This window comes from Paraburkholderia franconis, assembly GCF_009362735.1.
GTDB lineage: Bacteria > Pseudomonadota > Gammaproteobacteria > Burkholderiales > Burkholderiaceae > Paraburkholderia > Paraburkholderia franconis.
The window spans coordinates 23106-40420 of sequence record NZ_WHNP01000064.1 but is presented as its reverse complement, the minus strand read 5'-3'; the positions used below and the strand labels follow the sequence as shown (position 1 = coordinate 40420).

Here is a 17315-nt window from a genome sequence, read left to right as displayed (position 1 = left end):
AATATCCGAACGGCACGTTCGGCGAGGCGGTGCCGCGCGCGGGCAATGCATCGGGCGGCGGCCAGCCGGGCTGGATTCTCAAGTGCAAGGGCTGGGAGCACGACCCGAACGCGTACATCTACTTCATCACGCAGGCCCCGGTGTGGGTGAAGATCTGCAACGTGATCGGCAGGGAAGAGTGGGCGACGCATCCGGACTACGCGACGCCGGACGCGCGCCTGCCGCGCCTGAAGGAAATCTTCGCGGAAGTCGAACGCTGGACGATGACGAAGACCAAGTTCGAGGCGATGGAAATCCTGAACAAGTACGACATTCCGTGCGGCCCGATCCTGTCGATGAAGGAGATCGCCGAAGACGAATCGCTGCGCAAGACAGGCACGATCGTCGAAGTCGATCATCCGGTGCGCGGCAAATACCTGACGGTGGGCAATCCGATCAAGCTGTCGGACAGCCCGACGGAAGTGACGCGCTCGCCGCTGCTCGGCGAGCACACGGACGAAGTGATGGCCGAACTCGGCTATTCACGCGAGCAGATCGACGTGCTCAGAACGGCCGGCGCCATTTGAGCCAGGCTTGAACGAAGACACAAACACGCTTCAACTCGTGACGCGGGCGTATTCACCGTGTCGGTCGATAAAAAACATTGTGGAGACGGTTCGATGACATCGTGGATACGCTTTCGGCAGCCGCACGGTCATATCGGTTTCGGCGTGCTCGATAACGCGAGCATTGCCGAATACGACGGCGACATGTTCGGTGACGCGACACCCAACGGCAAGCATTGGCCGCTGAATGAAGTCGAATTGCTGAGTCCGTGCATGCCGACCAAAGTCGTCGCGCTCTGGAACAACTTTCATGCGCTGTCGCAGAAGCTCGGCAAGGCGGCGCCGTCGCATCCCCTCTTTCTGATCAAGCCGCCGATGTCGGTGATCGGCCCCGGCGCGCCGATTCGCCGTCCGAAAGGCTATAGCGGCAAGATCGCGTACGAAGGCGAGCTCGGCATCGTGATCGGCAAGCGCTGCACGAACGTCTCACCCGAGGTCGCCGACGACTATATCTTCGGCTACACGTGCATCAACGACGTCACGGCCGTCGACTTGCTGAACGAAGATCCGAATTTCGCGCAATGGTGCCGCTCGAAAGGCTTCGATACGTTCAGCTGCATCGGTCCCGTCATCGAACGCGAATTCGACTGGCGCAACGCGAGCGTCGTCACGCGTCTCGACGATGTCGAGCGCCAGAACTATCCGCTCTCGGACATGATCTTCACGCCCGCCGAACAGGTCAGCATGATCTCGCACGACATGACGCTGATGCCCGGCGACGTGATCGCGTGCGGCACGTCGATCGGCGTCGGCTCGATCAAGGATGGCTCGACTGTCGTGGTGTCGATTGAAGGCATCGGCGTCTTGCCGAACCAGCTTGCGGCTGCTCGCCCCGTCGAGGCGGCCGCGCAATAAACGCGCAATGGGTACGCGGATGAGTCGGCCGCGCGATCGTCAATATTCCGGTCAATGAGCCGGTGCATGAGTCGGCAACGATGAACCGACGATGACGATCGCGCGCCGCGTCTTTGGACGCTCCGGCTCGATCTCACTGATCACTTCTTGGAATGGGAGCAGATAGATGAAGATCTGTGTTTATGGAGCCGGCGCGATTGGCGCATATGTCGGCGCACAGTTGGCGCTTGCGGGCGCGGATGTCAGTTTCGTCGCACGCGGCCCGCATCTGGCCGCGATGCAGCGCAACGGAGTGCGTCTGCTGATCGACGATACCGAGCGTCTCGTCAATGTGCGCTGTTCGTCGGACCCGCGCGAGCTGGGTCCGCAGGACTATGTGATCATTGCGCTGAAGGCGCATTCGGTGCCGGGTGTCGTCGATGCAATCCAGCCGCTGCTCGGACCGGACACGGCGATCGTCACGGCCGTCAACGGCATTCCGTACTGGTACTTCTACAAGCATGGCGGCGAGTTCGCGGGCACGACGCTCGAAAGCATCGACCCGGGCGGCACGCAATGGAAGAAGTTCGGACCGGAGCGCGCGATCGGCTGCGTCGTCTATCCCGCAGCGGAGATCGTCGAGCCGGGCGTGATCAAGCACGTGTACGGCAAGAAGTTTCCGATCGGCGAACCCGACGGCACGCGTTCGCCGCGTGTCGAGGCACTGCACGAGATCATGGTGGCCGCGGGCCTCGAAGCGCCCATCCGCGACAACATCCGCGACGAAATCTGGCTGAAATTGTGGGGCAATCTGTGCTTCAACCCGATCAGCGCGCTGACGCACGCGACGCTCGATGTCATCACGAGCAACGTCGGCACGCGCGCCGTCGCCAAGACGATGATGCTCGAAGCGAAGTCGGTGGCTGACCGCTTCGGCGTGCATTTCCGTGTGGATGTCGAAAGGCGTATCGACGGAGCGGGTGCCGTCGGCGCGCACAAGACGTCGATGCTGCAGGATCTCGAAGCCGGACGTCCGATGGAGATCGACCCGCTGCTGACCGTCGTGCAGGAGATGGGACGCCTCGTCAGTCACGACACGCCGACCATCGATACGGTGCTCGCACTCATCAAGCTGCGCGAGCAGATCGCGCAGCAAAAGGACACGGGCGCGACGCACGCTGCGAAGCCGGAACAGGCGAAAGCCGCGTAACGGCGTATAGCACTCGCACACGCGGGCTGCCTCATCCACATAAGCGGATGAGGCAGCCCGCGTGCTCAGAAGATATGCATCAAGCCGACGTAGGCGCCCGTCTGCGATTCGCCCGGCAACGGGTTCGTGTTTGCACTGCCCGTCGCATCGCGTGAAGTCGCGAGCAGCGAGAAGTTCGACTCGCTGCTGTTGCGCACGTACGCGACGGTGCCGTATAGAAACGTGCGCTGGCTCAGGTGGTAGGTGGACCCGAGCGTGAACATCGTCGCGTGTCCGGCGGGGTCGTGCGTCGCATCGCCCGAGCCTTCGTTCACGTGCACATACAAGGCCGCAGCCGTGACCGCGAACTGATGGGTCGCGTCCCACGTTGCGCCGAGCCAGTAGTAGTCGGCGCTGTCGGACAGACCGGCGGGCGTGCCGGGCGCGGAGAAGTGCGTATAGGCGCCCTGGATCTTCACTTTCGACACGCGCACATTCGCGCCGACGAAGTACTCGCGCGAGCTCGTGAAGATGTTCGTCATGCGGCCATCCGCGTTGCGCAGTTCGTCGTAGATGCCGCGCACGTGGCCTGCGCGATTCATGTCCGTCCTTCTGCACGATTTTCGCCGCAGTTCTACACTCGCGAATGCAGCTACGCGGTGCAAGCGCATGCGCCATGCCGCACCCCTTGCACGCGATGCATCTCCCGTTCGACTTCAAAGGACATCGTCAAATGGATCTCAAGATCAAGGACAAACTCGCATTCGTGTCCGGCTCGACGAAGGGCATCGGCCATGCGATCGCAGCCGGACTCGCGCGCGAAGGCGCGCAGGTCATCGTCAACGGGCGCTCGCAGCAGTCAGTCGATCAGGCGATCGAAGCGCTCCGCGCGAAAGTGCCGGGCGCGAATGTGCATGGCTTCGCAGGCGACGTGTCCGATCCGGCGCAGGTCGCGCGTCTCGTCGAGCGCTTTCCGCACGTCGACATTCTCGTCAACAACATGGGCATCTTCGACCCAAAGCCTTTCGAAGAAATCTCGAATGAAGAGTGGCAGCGCTTTTTCAACGTCAACGTGCTGTCGGGCGTGCAGTTGTCGCGCGCGTATCTGCCGGGCATGAAGAAAAAGAACTGGGGGCGCGTGGTGTTCATCAGCAGCGAAAGCGGTATCCAGATTCCGACTGAGATGATTCACTATGGCTTGACCAAGACCGCGCAGCTCGCGCTGTCGCGTGGCCTTGCCGAAACATGCACGGGCACGGCCGTGACGGTCAACGCGGTATTGCCGGGGCCGACCAGTTCGGACGGCGTCGAGGAATTCGTCGCGAAGCTCTCGGGCGGACAAAGCTTCGAGGCCTTCGAGAAGCAGTTCTTCGAAGAAGCGCGGCCCAGCTCGATCCTCAAGCGCTTCACGACGCCCGAGGAAGTGGCGAACATGGTCGTGTACGTGTGCTCGGAACTGTCGTCGGCGACCAACGGCGCGGCGTTGCGCGTGGACGGCGGCGTCGTGCGCTCGGCTTTCTGATTCATAGAGGCGTCACCAATGGCCACTCGAAAAAAGACGGCAACGCGCATTCGCGTCGGTATTGGCGGCTGGACGTTCGAGCCGTGGCGCGGCGTGTTCTATCCGGAAGGGCTCACGCAGAAACGCGAACTGGAATACGCGAGCCGGCAACTGACGACGATCGAAATCAACGGCACGTTTTACGGCTCGCAAAAGCCCGAGACGTTTGCGAAGTGGCACGACGAAACACCTGATGACTTCGTCTTTTCGCTGAAGGCGCCACGCTTCGCGACGCATCGGCGCGTGCTTGCGGAAGCGCGTGATTCCGTCGAACGCTTTCTCGCGAGCGGCGTGCTCGAGCTGAAGAACAAGCTCGGCCCGATCAACTGGCAATTCGCGCCCACCAAGCAGTTCGATGCCGACGACTTCGGCGACTTTCTCGAGCTGCTGCCGGCGGAAGTGAACGGACACGCGTTGCGGCACGCCGTCGAAGTGCGGCACGCGAGCTTTTGCGACGAGGCCTTCGTCGCGCTCGCGCGCAAGCGTGATGTCGCGATCATTGTCGCGGGCGACTCGAAGTATCCGCAGATCGCCGATCCCACGGCCTCGTTTGTCTACGCACGCATCATGGGCACGGAAGAGGCGAACCCACTCGGTTATGCGGACGATGCGCTCGATCGATGGGTCGAGCGTGCGCAAGCCTGGGCCTCGGGCGGCGCGCCCGGCGATCTGGACAGCTACGGCCGTCCCGCCGCAAAGAAAGCGCGCGACGTGTATCTGTACGTGATCAGTGGCCACAAGGCGCACAACCCCGCGGCCGCGATGGCACTGATCGAGCGGATCAGGCAGAACGCGGGCGAGTGACTCAGCGCTCGGGCGCCTCCAGCGTGCATGATGACGATTCGTCGGACGCGTCGAGCGACGCGTTCTCCGCGCCGCGCGCGACGGGCGGCTCGAATGCGGCCCACTGCGTCCAGTCGGGCACGGCGCCCGGCGTTCTCAGGCGCAGCGCGCGCGACCCATCGACGAATACGAGCGATTCGAGATCGAACAGACCATCTGCGCTGACGTCTCCCAGCGTCACGCGTCCCATTTGATGAGTGAAGTCGAGATTCCCTTCGCGCAGCATATCCAGATAGCTGTCGTGCTGCGAAGTATCGTGTTGCGCGGCGGGCGGTTTGATCGTCCACCGGTTCAACAGTTTCGCGGCGATTTCGGCATCGAACATCGTGATCTCTCCTCGCCTGAGCACCGCAAGCACGATGACTTGCAGCGGGCTGGCGTCCGCGTCGCGGCGGACTCTCCGTCAATAGTTAGAGCTTTCGCGAACGCGAAAGACATGTACACCCCTCACTATAGTCAAAATCATGGTGCGATGCACAAAGGCGCGCCGAGCTGGCGGTTTAATCGTTGTTTTGGCGTCAACGGCAGGTGGCGTCGCGGCGTCAAACGTTAGACAACGGTTAAGGAAAGCGCGCTGCTACGCGTGAAATGCGGCGATGCAGCGGATCATTCGAACAATGCACGACGAAGCATGAAAAAAAGCCCGCCGCACAAAAATGCGGCAGGCCTTGAAGAGCAAAGTCCGGATGATTTGCAGCAGACTAAAGCGGAGCGATCAGAAGCGATGGCGCATGCCGATGGTGGCGACAACCTGATTCGCCGTCGACGAAGCGCCGCCCGACGTATTGATGAACGCGACATAGCCGTGGCCGATCGCGTGCTGATACATCGCTTCCGCGTACACGTCCGTGCGCTTCGAGAACGAATAGACGGCTTGCGCGTTGACCTGGTTGAACTTCGGATCGGAGCCGAACGTGCGCGAGCCACTGGTATGGCCGTCGGTGTACGTGTCCGTCAAGCCGAACGAGATGGCGGGCGTGAAAGCGTACTTGGCGTTCAGTTCGTAGTTGTCGAAGTGCATCGAGCCGTTCGTCATGCCGAATGCGGACGACTGCTGATAGTGGCTGTTCGTGTAGACGAAGCCGACCACGGCGGGACCGAACGCGTAGTTGATGCCCGCGCCGAACACGCGCTCGACACCCGCGCCGACCTGGAAGCCGCCCGTGCCGTTCGCAGCCGATTCGGCCGTATCGATCGCGCCGCCCGTGTTCGTCGTGCTGTTCGAGCCGTTGATCTGCAGATAGCCGGCCGCGATGTTCAACGGACCCCACTGGTAGCTCGCGCCCGCGCTGTACGCGCGGTTCATCGCGAAGTCGGTGCTGTTCGAGAACGCATACAGCGCGCCGAACTTGAAGCCCGCGTAGTTGTTGCTCGCGTACTTCACCGAGTTGCTCATGCGCACCGAGTGGTTCAGGTTGTCGTTGTCGAACGGGTGCGCGAAGCCCGTGTCGCCGAACGTGCCGGCCGTGCCCGACAGCGGCGCGACGTAGTCGACGAGCGAATCGTACTGGCGGCCGAGCGTGAGCGTGCCGTACGTGCTGCTGCCGAGACCGACATACGCCTGGCGGCCGAACAGACGGCTGTGCTGGCCGAGCGCGCCGTTCTGCACGTTGAAGCCGTTTTCGAGCACGAAGAGCGCCTTGTAGCCGCCGCCCAGATCTTCTGCGCCGCGCACGCCGAAGCGGCTGCCGTTGATGGTGCCGCTCGTCGCCTGCCACAGCGCGCCGCTCGTGCCGCTCTTCTGCACGTTGTTGGTGTACATGAGACCCGCGTCGATGAGGCCATACAGCGTGACCGAGCTTTGCGCGTGTGCAGCCGATGCGGCAAACAGGCCGAGCACCGCGACTGCGGCGGGAATTCTTTTCATGGTTGAGCTCCAGCTAGTCCAGACAGTGATTGAAAAAACAGCCTGGCGAGTATAGGAAAATGCGGGACTTGATTTAACGCCGTGTGACTGTAGGAGACCCTTGCACGGCAACGCGGTAATGCGTCATCAAATCGAAACAATCGCGATGAAGAGCCGCACGCGATTGACCCGCAGCGCATGAAATTGCGTGAGCAAGATTAGCGGCGGGGGGATGGCCGTTTGATGGCAGCGTGCACCATGTGGGGAATTACAACGGTCTCGACTGTCGGCTCTCAGCCGTCGCTGCACACGATTGCCGTGAGGACGAAAGGCAGCACCTGCTTGACGGTCGCGCCGCTGCCCGCCTGCTGCACGCGCACGCGCACCGACTCGGAAGGACCCGACACGACGACGCCATAAATCGAATCCGCTTCCGCTTTTCCGTTGCCTTTGCGGAAGATCGCGTCGTCGCGCTGATAGCCGAGTATTGCGTAGACGTGAAAGCCGAATGCCGTGAGATCGCGGCCGCGCAACGGACGAAATGCATTGACGGAATTCGCTTCGACGCGCATCGGATTGGGATCGATGTATTGATCGTCGAGCAGGGCCTGGATGAAAGTGTGCGCGTCGGTCTTGCAGACGAGTTGCTCATCGAGCTCGAGCGCGTGCGCGGGTAGTGCGCAGAGCCCCGTTCCCACTGCGGTCAGTACGGCAAGCGAATGGATGAAGTCCTTTGTCATGGCACTGGCGCGAGACCCTGACCGGCGAACGCCGTTACGGGATGTTAGCCCGAACCCGTCGCGCACGTCAGCGAACATCAGCCGACGTCTGTACGGTAGCGATCGTTGCGCGGCGTTGCGCACGTTCGCGTATCGGCGATGGGTTGGCCACGCATCGGCCACGCATCGGCCGTGCATCGGCCACGCATCAGACACGCATCGGACACGCATCGGACACGCGTCGGCCACGCGCGAGGCGGGCGCCGGGCCGCGCCTGGGCTTTTCGGCCAGCCGTGCGCGCGCAATGCAGCGCGCGAGACGGGCCGGCCTTGATCGACGTCGATGCTAGCGCCGCCAGCCTGCAACGAACATTCAGCGCGATAGCAGCGCGTTGATGCGCTTGCGAGCATTTTCGGCGGCAGCGATAGCCGCGGGATTCACGCGGCCTTCAGCCAGTTCTCCATCAGCGGCCCTTGTGCGCCGAGCACGGGATCGCTGTGCGGAAACGGCAGCGCTTCCATCGCGATGCGTTCCTTTTCGGTCAGCGCTTCGCGCCGTATGTCCCATTGCTGTCCCGGCGGATAGGCGCCGACGACCAGTAGCGGCCCGCTCGACGATTCGAGGCAATGGCCCGTGCCTGCAGGCAGCAGGATCACGTCGCCTGTTTCCAGATGCACGACGCGCCCGCCCGGCCCGCCGACGATCACATCCGCGGTGCCCCCTGCGATACCGAGCACCTCATGGGCCGAAGAATGAAAGTGGTGATAGTCGAAGATGCCGTTGCGCCATTTCGGCGGCCAGCCGTTGCGCATGAACATCGCTTCGAACGCGGAGGCGAGTTCGTCGCCGTCGCCCGGATCGTCCCGCACGTCGCGATACAGGATGACGGGTAGATGCCCGTTGTTCGGCACCCAGTCGCGCGGGCCGAGCCGGAATGCGTCGGCGTGCACCGCGCCCCTCGAATGTGCTTGCATGTCTGCTCCTCGAAACGGTGCGCCGCGCAAGCGAACGGAAAGGATGAGTCGCCCGAGCGGCACGGACGTTAGCTAAACAGCAAGTGCCGTTCCGCAGCAATCAGGGCAAAACCGAATCGCGAAAGCCTGCGTGCAAACGTTTCCGGGCTATGAGACCGATGTTATTTGCGGGTCAGATACATCAAGTTTGCTTTCGCTTTCGTCGATATAACAGGCTTGCATGGGACGGGGACAAAGCACTGAAGAGCAAACTCCCGTCGATACCAACGAACAAAAAATAATCCAGGACGGCGCGAGGGCTGATTTATGTGGAATGCCGGTCTGTCGGCAAGCGGAACCCAGGCGCAATCGATCGACGACGCGGCGCGCGCCGTCGACGCGCTCAGCGCATCATGGGCGTGGTATCGCGCGGGCCAGCAGCTCGAACTGGTGCGCGAGGGCGCGACGCGTTTCGACTGGCCGCGCACGATCGTGCCCGGGATGCTGCACGATGTGTGCGCCGGGTATGGCTGGGTCGCGTGGCCCACGGGGCGCAGCGAGCTTGCGCTCGGCTGGCTGCTTGCGCCTGCCGCGTTCGCATCCGATGCGCGGCTTGCCGCGCTCGCGCGCGCGATCGGCGAACAGATGCAGACGGATGCGTTGCTGCGCGCGCAGAACGTGCAGCGCGTGCTGTACGACATCGCATACCTCGCCAGCTCGATCAGCGAGCGCACCGAATTCCTGCAGGCGATTCACGAGCGACTCGGCACGCTGATCGACGCGGAGAACTTCTATCTCGCGCTATACGACCGCGAGACGGGCGCCGTCACGTACCCGTACTACGTCGACCTGATCGACACCGAGACCGTCGACGCGAACCATATGGACATGGTCGACCCCGAGCGGCTGTCGCTGACGGGCTACGTGCTGACCACAGGCCAGCCGCTTCTGATCGACGAGAAGGGCATCGTCGAGGCGGCTGCGGCGGGGCGCTTTCACTGTGTCGGGCATCGGCCGAAGTTCTGGATGGGCGCGCCGCTGAAGAATGCATCGGACGAAGTGTTCGGCATGTTGACGATGCAGGTCTACGACGCGTCGCGCATCTACAGCGCGGAGGACCGTGCGCTCTTTCTCGTCGTCGCGCGGCATGTGGCGATGGCGCTCGACCGCATTCTGCATCGCGTCGGACTCGAAGCCGAAGTGGCGCGACGCACGGCCGAGCTTTCGCGTCTGAACGATACGCTGCGCGCCGAAATCGCCGAGCGAGAGCGCGCGCAGCACTTGCAGGCGGCGCTCTTCGAAATCGCGGAACTGTCGAGTCAATCCGTCGAGATCGGCAAGTTCTTTCGCAGCCTGCATGAGATCGTCGGCGGGCTGCTGTATGCGAAGAACTTCTATATCGCGCTGTTCGATCCCGCCACGGCCGAAGTGTCGTTTCCGTATTACATCGACGAAACGCTGCGCGACGTGCCCGCGCCGCGCCGTGGCGAGCGCGGCCTCACCGAATACGTGATCCGCGAGCGCGTGCCGTGCCTGTTCGATACCGACGACGCCGTGCGCCTCGTCGAAGCGGGTGAGATCAGCCTCGACAGCGAGAATATCCGCTTGCGCTCGTGGCTCGGCGTGCCGATGTTCGACGGCGATGTCGTGCGCGGCGTGCTCGTCGTACAGAGCTATTCGTCGAGCGTGCGCTACGACCGGCGCGATCAGGAGCTGCTGACGTTCGTCTCGCGCCACATCGACACCGCGCTGTCGCGGCGGCGCGTCGCGGAAGCGCAGCATGCGGCGAATCTCGAACTCGAAGCGCGCGTGCTCGCGCGCACGCAGGAACTCGACGAGGCCAACGCGCGGCTGATGCACGAGAACTATCACGACGCGTTGACGGGTCTGCCGAACCGCACGCATCTGTACGAGCGGCTCGAAGCGGCGTGGCATGGCTACAGCCGGCGCGGCGAGCCGCTGTCGGTGCTGTTCATCGATCTCGACCGCTTCAAGGTCATCAACGACAGTCTCGGCCATCTGTTCGGCGATGCATTGCTCGTCGAAGTGGCGGCGCGCCTGCGCAAATGCCTGCGGCGCGACGATCTGCTGGCGCGGCTGGGCGGCGACGAGTTCGCCGTCATCGTGCCGGGCGCGAGCCTGCAAACGGTGACGTCGCTTGCGGAGCGGATCCTCGTGGCTTTCGATGTGCCGTTCAACATCGACGAGCAGACGGTGTTCACATCGTGCAGCGTCGGCGTCGTGAGCGCCGACAGCGCGTTCCATCTGAAGCCCGCCGATCTGTTGCGCGACGCCGATGCCGCGATGTATCGCGTGAAGAATCGCGGCCGCGACAGCTTCACGGTGTTCAACCAGCAGATGCGCCGCGAACTGTCGGATCAGATCGAAACGGAAGGCGCGCTGCGCAACGCGCTCAAGCGCGACGACGAACTGGTGCCGTATTTCCAGCCGATCGTCGATATCGCGACGGGCGAACTCGTCGCGCTGGAGGCGCTGATCCGCTGGCGGCAGCCGAATGGCGAAGTCTGGACGCCGGGCCGCTTTTTGCCCGCCGTGGAAGGGCTCAAGCTGATCGGCCGGCTCGACATGTACATGCTCACGCGCGTGGCCGAGATTCTGGCGCAGCGCGAGCATATTGACTGGCCGCTCGTGCAGGTCAATCTGTCGAGCTATAGCATCACGCGCCCCGAGTTCGCGAACGAACTGCTCGAATTGCTCAAGCACTACGACGTGCACCCGTCGCGCATCTCGCTCGAACTGACGGAAGGCGCGCTGATCGCCGAACCGGACCTTGCGCGCAACACGATGCAAAGTCTCGCGGACAACGGCATGTGCGTCGTGCTCGACGACTTCGGCACGGGCTTTTCGTCGTTGAGCTATGTGCACCAGTACCGCTTCAGCGGCCTGAAAATCGACAAGTCGTTCGTGCTCGAACTGACGCAGAGCACGCGCAGCCGCGCGATCGTGCGCGCGATCGTGCGGATGGCGGAATCGCTCGAACTGACGGTGGTCGCCGAAGGCATCGAAGACGAGCCGACGCTCGAACTGCTGCGCACGATCGGCGCGGCGCATGGGCAGGGCTATCACCTCGCGCGGCCGATGTCGCTGGAAGACCTGATGTCGTCGCCGCTTGCACCGCGCTCGAAGGCGCTCGAAGCGTAGCGCTGTTTTATGTGCGCGGGACGCGGCCCATCAGATAGAACTCGTCGTTGGGCCGCATCGAAATCACGTTCGCCATCCGGTTCGACAAGCCGAAGAATGCGGTGATCGCGGCGATGTCCCAGATGTCGGCATCGCTGAAGCCGTGGCCGCGCAGCGTGGCGAAATCGTCGTCGTTCACCGACGCCGAATCGCGGCACACCTTGACTGCGAAATCGAGCATCGCTTTCTGGCGCGGCGTGATGTCGGCCTTGCGGTAATTGACTGCGACCTGATCCGCAAGCAGCGGCGCTTTTTCGTAGATGCGCAGAATGGCGCCGTGCGCGACGACGCAATACAGGCACTCGTTCACGGCGCTCGTCGCGACGACGATCATTTCGCGCTCGGCTTTCGTGAGGCCGCCTTCCTTCAGCATCAACGCATCGTGATAGGCGAAGAACGCGCGGAATTCGTCGGGCCGGTGCGCGAGCGTCAGGAACACGTTCGGCACGAAGCCAGCCTTGTCCTGGACTTCGAGAATCCGCGCGCGGATGTCGTCGGGCCATTCGCCCGGTGCGGGGACCGGGTAGCGGCTGATGGGGGGTGGGGTTGTCATGGCGTGTCTCCTTTCTGTTCTGTCTGCGACGCTGGTGTTTGCTCTTTGCTCTTTGCTGTCTGCGACGCTCTATTGTCGGTGTTTTTTGGCTTGCCGCTGGCATTCGCGTGTGCGGTTTGTGTCTGCGACGGCTTTTTGCTTTTGCTTGCCGTTGGCATCCGCGATTGCGTCGTTGTTTCAGCTGCCGCTGGCATCCGCGATGCGCCTCGCGGCGCGGGCGTTGCCCCTGTGCGGGGCGGCACCTACTCTTCTTTGCCGCGGCAAAGAAGAGTAGGCAGAAGAAAGCCGCTCACACCGCCAGTGCTTGACCTTTACCCACGGGCTCTCAACGTCCCCACGCTTCGCACACCAGTGTGCCGGCTTATGTTAGATGCCAACTTGCTGGCTAAACGCCTCACCTACTTCATGCACGTGTGGCACGGCCAAGCGTATCGAACGTTTCAGTGCCGAATGTCGGTAGTGAATGTGGGTTGTTGTGTCGTACAGGGTAACGCCCGCACTATGCAGGGTGTCCTGTGTGGTGCGAATGTCTACACACAGTTTGCCGCAAAGGGGCGCGGGAATGTTCGCTGTCGCGGGCCGCAATGCGGTGCATGAAGCAGGTGAGGCCTCGAATAAACGCGCTGGCAACGCGCATGAGATATCACGCTGCCGCATGAAGGATGGGGACGTTGAGAGCCCGTGGGTAAAGGTCAAGCACTGGCGGTGTGAGCCCGCTTTCTTTGCTTACCTGCTTTGCGCCGGCGCCCCGAAGGAAGGCCCCTTGGGGGACAAAGAAAGTGAGTGCCGCCCCGCACAGGGACAACGCCCGCGCCGCCGCGATGCGCCTCGCGGATGCCCGCAACGAGCGGAGCAAGCAAACGCCATCGCAGGCAAAAAAACCGCATCGCGGATGCCATCGGCAAGCAAAAGCAAAAGCAAAAGCAAAAGCAAAAGCAAAAGCAAAAGCAAAAAGCCGTCGCGCACCAAACAAACAACTCAAGCCTTCGTCGTCACTTCCCGCTTGCCCCGCACGATCTCATCGCCGGCATTCGGCGACAACCGCCTGGTAACGGGAATCGACGCGAACGAACACAACCCGACCACCAGAAACGCAGGCCAGAAATCCGACCATTGCAGCGCCGAATGACCATGCAACGCCCGCGTGATCTGCAGCACGATGCCCGCGACCGTCACGCCGAGGCCCAGCGAAATCTGCTGCACGACACTGCCGAGGCTCGTCGCGCGGCCCACGTCGCGGCTTTCGATCTCGGCGTAAGTCATCGAATTGAGGCTCGTAAACTGCAGCGCCGGGAAGAAGCCGCCGAGCAGCACGATAAGCCAGATGAGCCACGTCGGCGTGCCCGGAAAGAACACGCCGCACGCGGCAATCGCAATGCCCGAGCAGGCGGCGTTGTACATCAGCACCGTGCGGAAGCCGTAGCGGCGCAATACGGTGGCCGCGAGCGTGCGCATGAATATGCCGCCGAACGCCGACGCGCAAGTGATCAGCCCCGATTCGAACGCGCTCATGCCGAGCCCCTCCTGCAACACGAGCGGCAGCAGAAACGGCACGGCGCCAAGACCGATGCGAAACAGCGATCCGCCCAGCACGCTCGCCTGAAACGTCGGCACGCGGAAAAAACGCAGATCGAGCAGCGGACGCTCGGCACGCCGCGCATACAACACATAGATGCCGAGCATCGCGGCGCCGACGAGCGTCATGATGACGGCGGTCGTGCCCGTCACGAGTTCGCCATCGGTGAGCGACAGCCCCAGCAAAAACAGCGACGCGCCGCCCGCCGACAGAATGAAGCCCGTCCAGTCCAGCGGCCCGGGATGCGGCTCGCGCGTGTTCTTGATGTATTTGTTCGTGAGCCAGATGCCGAGAATGCCGACAGGAATATTGATGAAGAAAATCAGCCGCCAGTGCAGATACGTCGTGATGAAGCCGCCGAGCAGCGGCCCCGCCGCGGGCCCGAGCATCGCGGGCACGCTCAGGTAGTTCATCGCGCGCACGTACTCGGAGCGGTCCACGACGCGGAAGATGATGATCCGCCCGACGGGCACCATCATCGCGCCGCCCACGCCCTGAATGAAGCGCGCCACCGTGAAGGGCGCGAGCGACGTCGACGCCGCGCACAGCAGCGAGCCGACCACGAAGATGCCGATCGCCGTGCGAAACACCGAGCGTGCGCCGAAGCGGTCGGCGAGCCATCCGCATACGGGGATGAACACGCCGAGCCCGAGCACGTAGCTGGTGACGGCGATTTTCAGCGTGACGGGGTCCCGGCCGAACGCGCGCGCCATTTCCGGCAGCGCAGTGACGATGACGTTCGCATCGACGCTCTCCATGAACATCGCGCAGGCGACGATGATGGGAGCGGTAAAAGCCTTGAGGGCAAGCGGCACGGGCAGCGAGCGATGTAAGTGACCGCTGATTATTGCATAGCGCGTCCCGCGAGCGCCACGACGTTGTGGCTGCAACGGTGCGGCTTACAACACGGCAAGCCAGCCGCCGTCGACGTAGATGATCTGCCCGTTCACATAGCTCGATGCCGCCGACGCCAGATAGACGGCTGTGCCTACCAGCTCTTCCGGCTTGCCCCAGCGCTGCGCGGGGTTGCTGCTCTTCACCCACGCATCGAACGATGCATTGGCGACGAGGGGCGCGTTCATATCGGTGAGGATGTAGCCGGGGCCGATCGCATTCGCCTGAATGTCGTGCGCGGCCCATTCGGCGCTCATCGCGCGCGTGAGCATCTTGATGCCGCCCTTGGCCGCCGTGTATGCGCCCACCGTCGCGCGCGCCGCTTCGCTCGTCAGCGAGCCGATGTTGATGATTTTGCCGCCCGCGCCGCGCGCGATCATCCGGCGCGCCGCCTCTCTTGCGACGATGAACGCCGCCGTGAGATTCGTGTCGATCACGCGCTGCCAGTCGGCGAGCTTCAATTCGACGAGCGGCTGCCGGAACTGGATGCCCGCGTTGTTGACGAGAATGTCGACGTGGATGCCCTCGCTGTCCCAGTGCCCGAATGCGGCGCTGACGGCGGCTTCATCGGTGACATCGAATGCGCGGCCAATTACACGCTCGACCGTGCGGCTATTTGCACGGCCGCTAGCGCGCTGCGTATCGTGCAGTTTCGCATTGAGCGCGGCGACGGCATCCGCGACGGCCTGCTCGCGCGTGCCGTTGATGATCACACGCGCGCCCGCCTGCGCGAGTCCTTCGGCGAGTGCAAGGCCGATGCCGCGGGTCGAGCCTGTCACGAGAGCAGTGCGTCCATCGAGGTCGAAAAGTGACGGCATGCGGGTTCCTTCCTGCATAGGGTGATGTGGTGATGTGGCGATCCCGCAGGATAACGCGATCGCCCGCAGCGATGCTGTGCTCGCGGCATCGGCCTCGCGGCGCGCACCGGCTTGAATGGAATGCTGGCATCCCATCATTGAGGATTTTGCGCGGATGTAATGGATCAAACATTAGACGGCGTTGCCGCCGCGGGCTGCCGTGGTCGAGAAAGGGCGCTGGGTCCGGCAGCGCGGCATCGCCCACCGCGGCGCGCCCGTCGATGAGGGCGTGAGCCCGGCGGAGTGCATCATGAACGATCTGCGCGAGAAGCGAATCGAGACGCTTGGAATCACCGTGTTTATCGTCGTCGCCGTGTGGTTGCTGATTGCGACGATCCTGTACAACTCGATCACCGAAAAGCGTGAGTACAAGCTCGACAATTCCGCGGCTGTGACGGCGTCTGCGGCATCGGCTGTGGCTGCAGCGGCTGCGGCGGCGAACGCGGCAGCGAATCAGGGGGCGAATAGAGCCAAGGGCGCGTCGCAGTAAAAATCCGTGCCAGACGGAAAGTCTGCCGGAAAGTCTGCGCGAAGGCAGCCGTCCCGTTCATTAGCGCGATGAAATCCGCACGGTATTCCGCTTCGATGAAGTCGATGATCGACTCTCGAATCGTCTGATGGCCCGCGCCGTGCGTCTCGTGCAGCGCATTTCCGGCGAATGAAGCCTCAATGGTCCGCTATGCGCGCGACGCCGATGCGGACGAGGCCTTGCCGTCCGCGTGACCGATGTGATGCCGCGCGTATTCGATCGCTTCGATCAGCACAGGTGCGATTTCGCCGACCCGTTCGCGCGGAATCCGTATCTCGATCCATTCGCGCATCGCCGAGCGCCCATACGGCTGGAAGGCGAATGCACGTCCGGCGTCGACGAGCATTGCGGCGCGTTCGGCGGGCAGCTTGATGCCGATCCCGCTGCCGTACACACAACACGCCAGATGCGAGCCGACGAACACGGCCGGGCAGCCGAACATCGCGCCCTTGCGCACGGAAGAGTCCTTGTCGTGGACGCATGCGAACACCGCTTCGAACAGTCCGACATCGTGCAAGAGTCTTGGCACTGTTTTCATCGCGATTCTCCTGATATCGGCATGCTGCGCGAAACTGCTGTCGCGCTGCATCGCGTGTCGAAAAGCGTTTGCGTGTTCTGTTCTGTGTGACCGCGCCTGTTTGCACGCCGTCGTCCGGGCCCGTGCGTCCGCGTGAAGCAGATTACGCGCTTTCACGGAACGTCGCCGCCTAGCACCTCGAATTCGACTGGACAGCGCGTGTAGAAGAGCGGCACGCCGCCGTGCCGCAAGCGATCGAGCAGCGCATCGACGCGCCCGTCGTCGCCCGCGAGCGTGACGGCGCGCGGCTGGTCGGCGAGTTCGAGAAAACGCGCGGCGTGATATTTGCCGTGTATGTCGATGCATTCGCTGATTTCGATGACCGTTGCGCCGTGAAGGCCCGCTTGCTGCGCCTCGTCGAGTATCCAGTCGACGGTATTCTTGTAGTGCTTGCACGGGCCGGTGGTTGCCGCGTAGACGGTTAGCTGGCTGCCTTGCATCGCCGACTCCCTGCGCGTTGCGCTGACGGATGCCAACCATTATCGCGCTGCGTGCGCCGGCGCGACAGTCTGGCAAGAGCGATGCCCAGTGCAGCAGTTGATGCGCGCAATGCACGCAAGCGGATGCCGCAGCGCGTC

16 protein-coding genes and 1 pseudogene are annotated in these 17315 nt (G+C 63.1%); 7 read left to right on the top strand and 10 right to left on the bottom strand.

Going from position 1 to position 17315, the window contains the following annotated elements; genetic code table 11:
- The 3 genes from GCT13_RS37565 to GCT13_RS37555 form a co-directional block, all read left to right on the top strand.
- The coding region (locus GCT13_RS37565; RefSeq protein WP_193727857.1) for a CoA transferase at positions 1-566 on the top strand (566 nt) is incomplete at its 5' end.
- 93 nt (positions 567-659) lie between these two features.
- A complete protein-coding gene (locus GCT13_RS37560; RefSeq protein ID WP_152767030.1) occupies positions 660-1460 on the top strand; it encodes a fumarylacetoacetate hydrolase family protein in 801 nt (266 codons plus the stop codon).
- A gap of 166 nt (positions 1461-1626) precedes the next feature.
- The gene (locus GCT13_RS37555; protein WP_152767029.1) at positions 1627-2649 is read left to right on the top strand and encodes a 2-dehydropantoate 2-reductase; all 1023 of its coding nucleotides are present in this window, start codon (positions 1627-1629) and stop codon (positions 2647-2649) included.
- A gap of 65 nt (positions 2650-2714) precedes the next feature.
- Here GCT13_RS37555 and GCT13_RS37550 read toward each other — a convergent pair.
- Positions 2715-3212 (bottom strand): annotated as a pseudogene (locus GCT13_RS37550) (porin); the annotation flags it as partial.
- A gap of 149 nt (positions 3213-3361) precedes the next feature.
- Between GCT13_RS37550 and GCT13_RS37545 the strand changes: the two are divergent.
- Both GCT13_RS37545 and GCT13_RS37540 read left to right on the top strand, forming a co-directional pair.
- Positions 3362-4150 (top strand): SDR family NAD(P)-dependent oxidoreductase, encoded by a 789-nt coding sequence (locus GCT13_RS37545; protein WP_152767028.1) that lies wholly within the window; start codon positions 3362-3364, stop codon positions 4148-4150.
- An 18-nt stretch (positions 4151-4168) separates the two neighbouring features.
- The gene (locus tag GCT13_RS37540; protein WP_152767027.1) at positions 4169-4993 is read left to right on the top strand and encodes a DUF72 domain-containing protein; all 825 of its coding nucleotides are present in this window, start codon (positions 4169-4171) and stop codon (positions 4991-4993) included.
- A gap of 1 nt (position 4994) precedes the next feature.
- Here the strand turns inward: GCT13_RS37540 and GCT13_RS37535 are convergent, their stop codons facing one another.
- From GCT13_RS37535 to GCT13_RS37520, 4 genes are all read right to left on the bottom strand, one after another.
- Positions 4995-5357, bottom strand: coding sequence for a hypothetical protein (locus GCT13_RS37535; RefSeq protein ID WP_152767026.1), 363 nt, complete (start codon positions 5355-5357; stop codon positions 4995-4997).
- A 390-nt stretch (positions 5358-5747) separates the two neighbouring features.
- Entirely contained in the window at positions 5748-6899 is a 1152-nt protein-coding gene (locus GCT13_RS37530; RefSeq protein ID WP_152767025.1) for a porin, read from the bottom strand.
- A gap of 272 nt (positions 6900-7171) precedes the next feature.
- The gene (locus GCT13_RS37525; protein ID WP_152767024.1) at positions 7172-7618 is read right to left on the bottom strand and encodes a hypothetical protein; all 447 of its coding nucleotides are present in this window, start codon (positions 7616-7618) and stop codon (positions 7172-7174) included.
- 416 nt (positions 7619-8034) lie between these two features.
- Positions 8035-8571: a cupin domain-containing protein gene (locus tag GCT13_RS37520; protein ID WP_152767023.1), complete on the bottom strand. Its 537-nt coding sequence runs from the start codon at positions 8569-8571 to the stop codon at positions 8035-8037.
- Positions 8572-8877: 306 nt separating this feature from the next.
- Between GCT13_RS37520 and GCT13_RS37515 the strand changes: the two genes are divergently transcribed.
- Positions 8878-11712, top strand: coding sequence for a sensor domain-containing phosphodiesterase (locus tag GCT13_RS37515; RefSeq protein ID WP_152767022.1), 2835 nt, complete (start codon positions 8878-8880; stop codon positions 11710-11712).
- 7 nt (positions 11713-11719) lie between these two features.
- Here GCT13_RS37515 and GCT13_RS37510 read toward each other — a convergent pair whose 3' ends face one another.
- The 3 genes from GCT13_RS37510 to GCT13_RS37500 all read right to left on the bottom strand — a co-directional run bounded on the left by GCT13_RS37510 (position 11720) and on the right by GCT13_RS37500 (position 15592).
- Complete coding sequence (locus GCT13_RS37510; RefSeq protein WP_152767021.1) at positions 11720-12304, bottom strand: peroxidase-related enzyme; 585 nt, start codon at positions 12302-12304, stop codon at positions 11720-11722.
- Positions 12305-13282: 978 nt separating this feature from the next.
- The gene (locus GCT13_RS37505; RefSeq protein ID WP_321574877.1) at positions 13283-14695 is read right to left on the bottom strand and encodes an MFS transporter; all 1413 of its coding nucleotides are present in this window, start codon (positions 14693-14695) and stop codon (positions 13283-13285) included.
- 84 nt (positions 14696-14779) lie between these two features.
- Complete coding sequence (locus tag GCT13_RS37500; protein WP_152767020.1) at positions 14780-15592, bottom strand: SDR family oxidoreductase; 813 nt, start codon at positions 15590-15592, stop codon at positions 14780-14782.
- Between the two features lie 289 nt (positions 15593-15881).
- On the opposite strand from GCT13_RS37500, the gene GCT13_RS37495 reads away from it, so the two are divergent.
- The gene (locus GCT13_RS37495) at positions 15882-16121 is read left to right on the top strand and encodes a hypothetical protein (protein ID WP_152767019.1); all 240 of its coding nucleotides are present in this window, start codon (positions 15882-15884) and stop codon (positions 16119-16121) included.
- A gap of 187 nt (positions 16122-16308) precedes the next feature.
- Here GCT13_RS37495 and GCT13_RS37490 read toward each other — a convergent pair whose 3' ends face one another.
- Entirely contained in the window at positions 16309-16698 is a 390-nt protein-coding gene (locus GCT13_RS37490; protein WP_152767018.1) for a hypothetical protein, read from the bottom strand.
- Between the two features lie 152 nt (positions 16699-16850).
- Positions 16851-17177, bottom strand: a complete 327-nt coding sequence (locus GCT13_RS37485; protein ID WP_152767017.1) for a DUF190 domain-containing protein — start codon at positions 17175-17177, stop codon at positions 16851-16853.
- Positions 17178-17315 lie beyond the last annotated feature (138 nt).

Bases quoted from the DNA above. Each gene is read 5' to 3' on its own strand.
- GCT13_RS37545 (WP_152767028.1), top strand. From the start codon at position 3,362: ATGGATCTCAAGATCAAGGACAAACTCGCATTCGTGTCCGGCTCGACG.
- GCT13_RS37540 (WP_152767027.1), top strand. From the start codon at position 4,169: ATGGCCACTCGAAAAAAGACGGCAACGCGCATTCGCGTCGGTATTGGC.
- GCT13_RS37485 (WP_152767017.1), bottom strand. From the start codon at position 17,177: ATGCAAGGCAGCCAGCTAACCGTCTACGCGGCAACCACCGGCCCGTGC.
- GCT13_RS37490 (WP_152767018.1), bottom strand. From the start codon at position 16,698: ATGAAAACAGTGCCAAGACTCTTGCACGATGTCGGACTGTTCGAAGCG.
- GCT13_RS37560 (WP_152767030.1), top strand. From the start codon at position 660: ATGACATCGTGGATACGCTTTCGGCAGCCGCACGGTCATATCGGTTTC.
- GCT13_RS37535 (WP_152767026.1), bottom strand. From the start codon at position 5,357: ATGTTCGATGCCGAAATCGCCGCGAAACTGTTGAACCGGTGGACGATC.
- GCT13_RS37495 (WP_152767019.1), top strand. From the start codon at position 15,882: ATGAACGATCTGCGCGAGAAGCGAATCGAGACGCTTGGAATCACCGTG.
- GCT13_RS37510 (WP_152767021.1), bottom strand. From the start codon at position 12,304: ATGACAACCCCACCCCCCATCAGCCGCTACCCGGTCCCCGCACCGGGC.
- GCT13_RS37520 (WP_152767023.1), bottom strand. From the start codon at position 8,571: ATGCAAGCACATTCGAGGGGCGCGGTGCACGCCGACGCATTCCGGCTC.
- GCT13_RS37530 (WP_152767025.1), bottom strand. From the start codon at position 6,899: ATGAAAAGAATTCCCGCCGCAGTCGCGGTGCTCGGCCTGTTTGCCGCA.
- GCT13_RS37525 (WP_152767024.1), bottom strand. From the start codon at position 7,618: ATGACAAAGGACTTCATCCATTCGCTTGCCGTACTGACCGCAGTGGGA.
- GCT13_RS37500 (WP_152767020.1), bottom strand. From the start codon at position 15,592: ATGCCGTCACTTTTCGACCTCGATGGACGCACTGCTCTCGTGACAGGC.
- GCT13_RS37515 (WP_152767022.1), top strand. From the start codon at position 8,878: ATGTGGAATGCCGGTCTGTCGGCAAGCGGAACCCAGGCGCAATCGATC.
- GCT13_RS37555 (WP_152767029.1), top strand. From the start codon at position 1,627: ATGAAGATCTGTGTTTATGGAGCCGGCGCGATTGGCGCATATGTCGGC.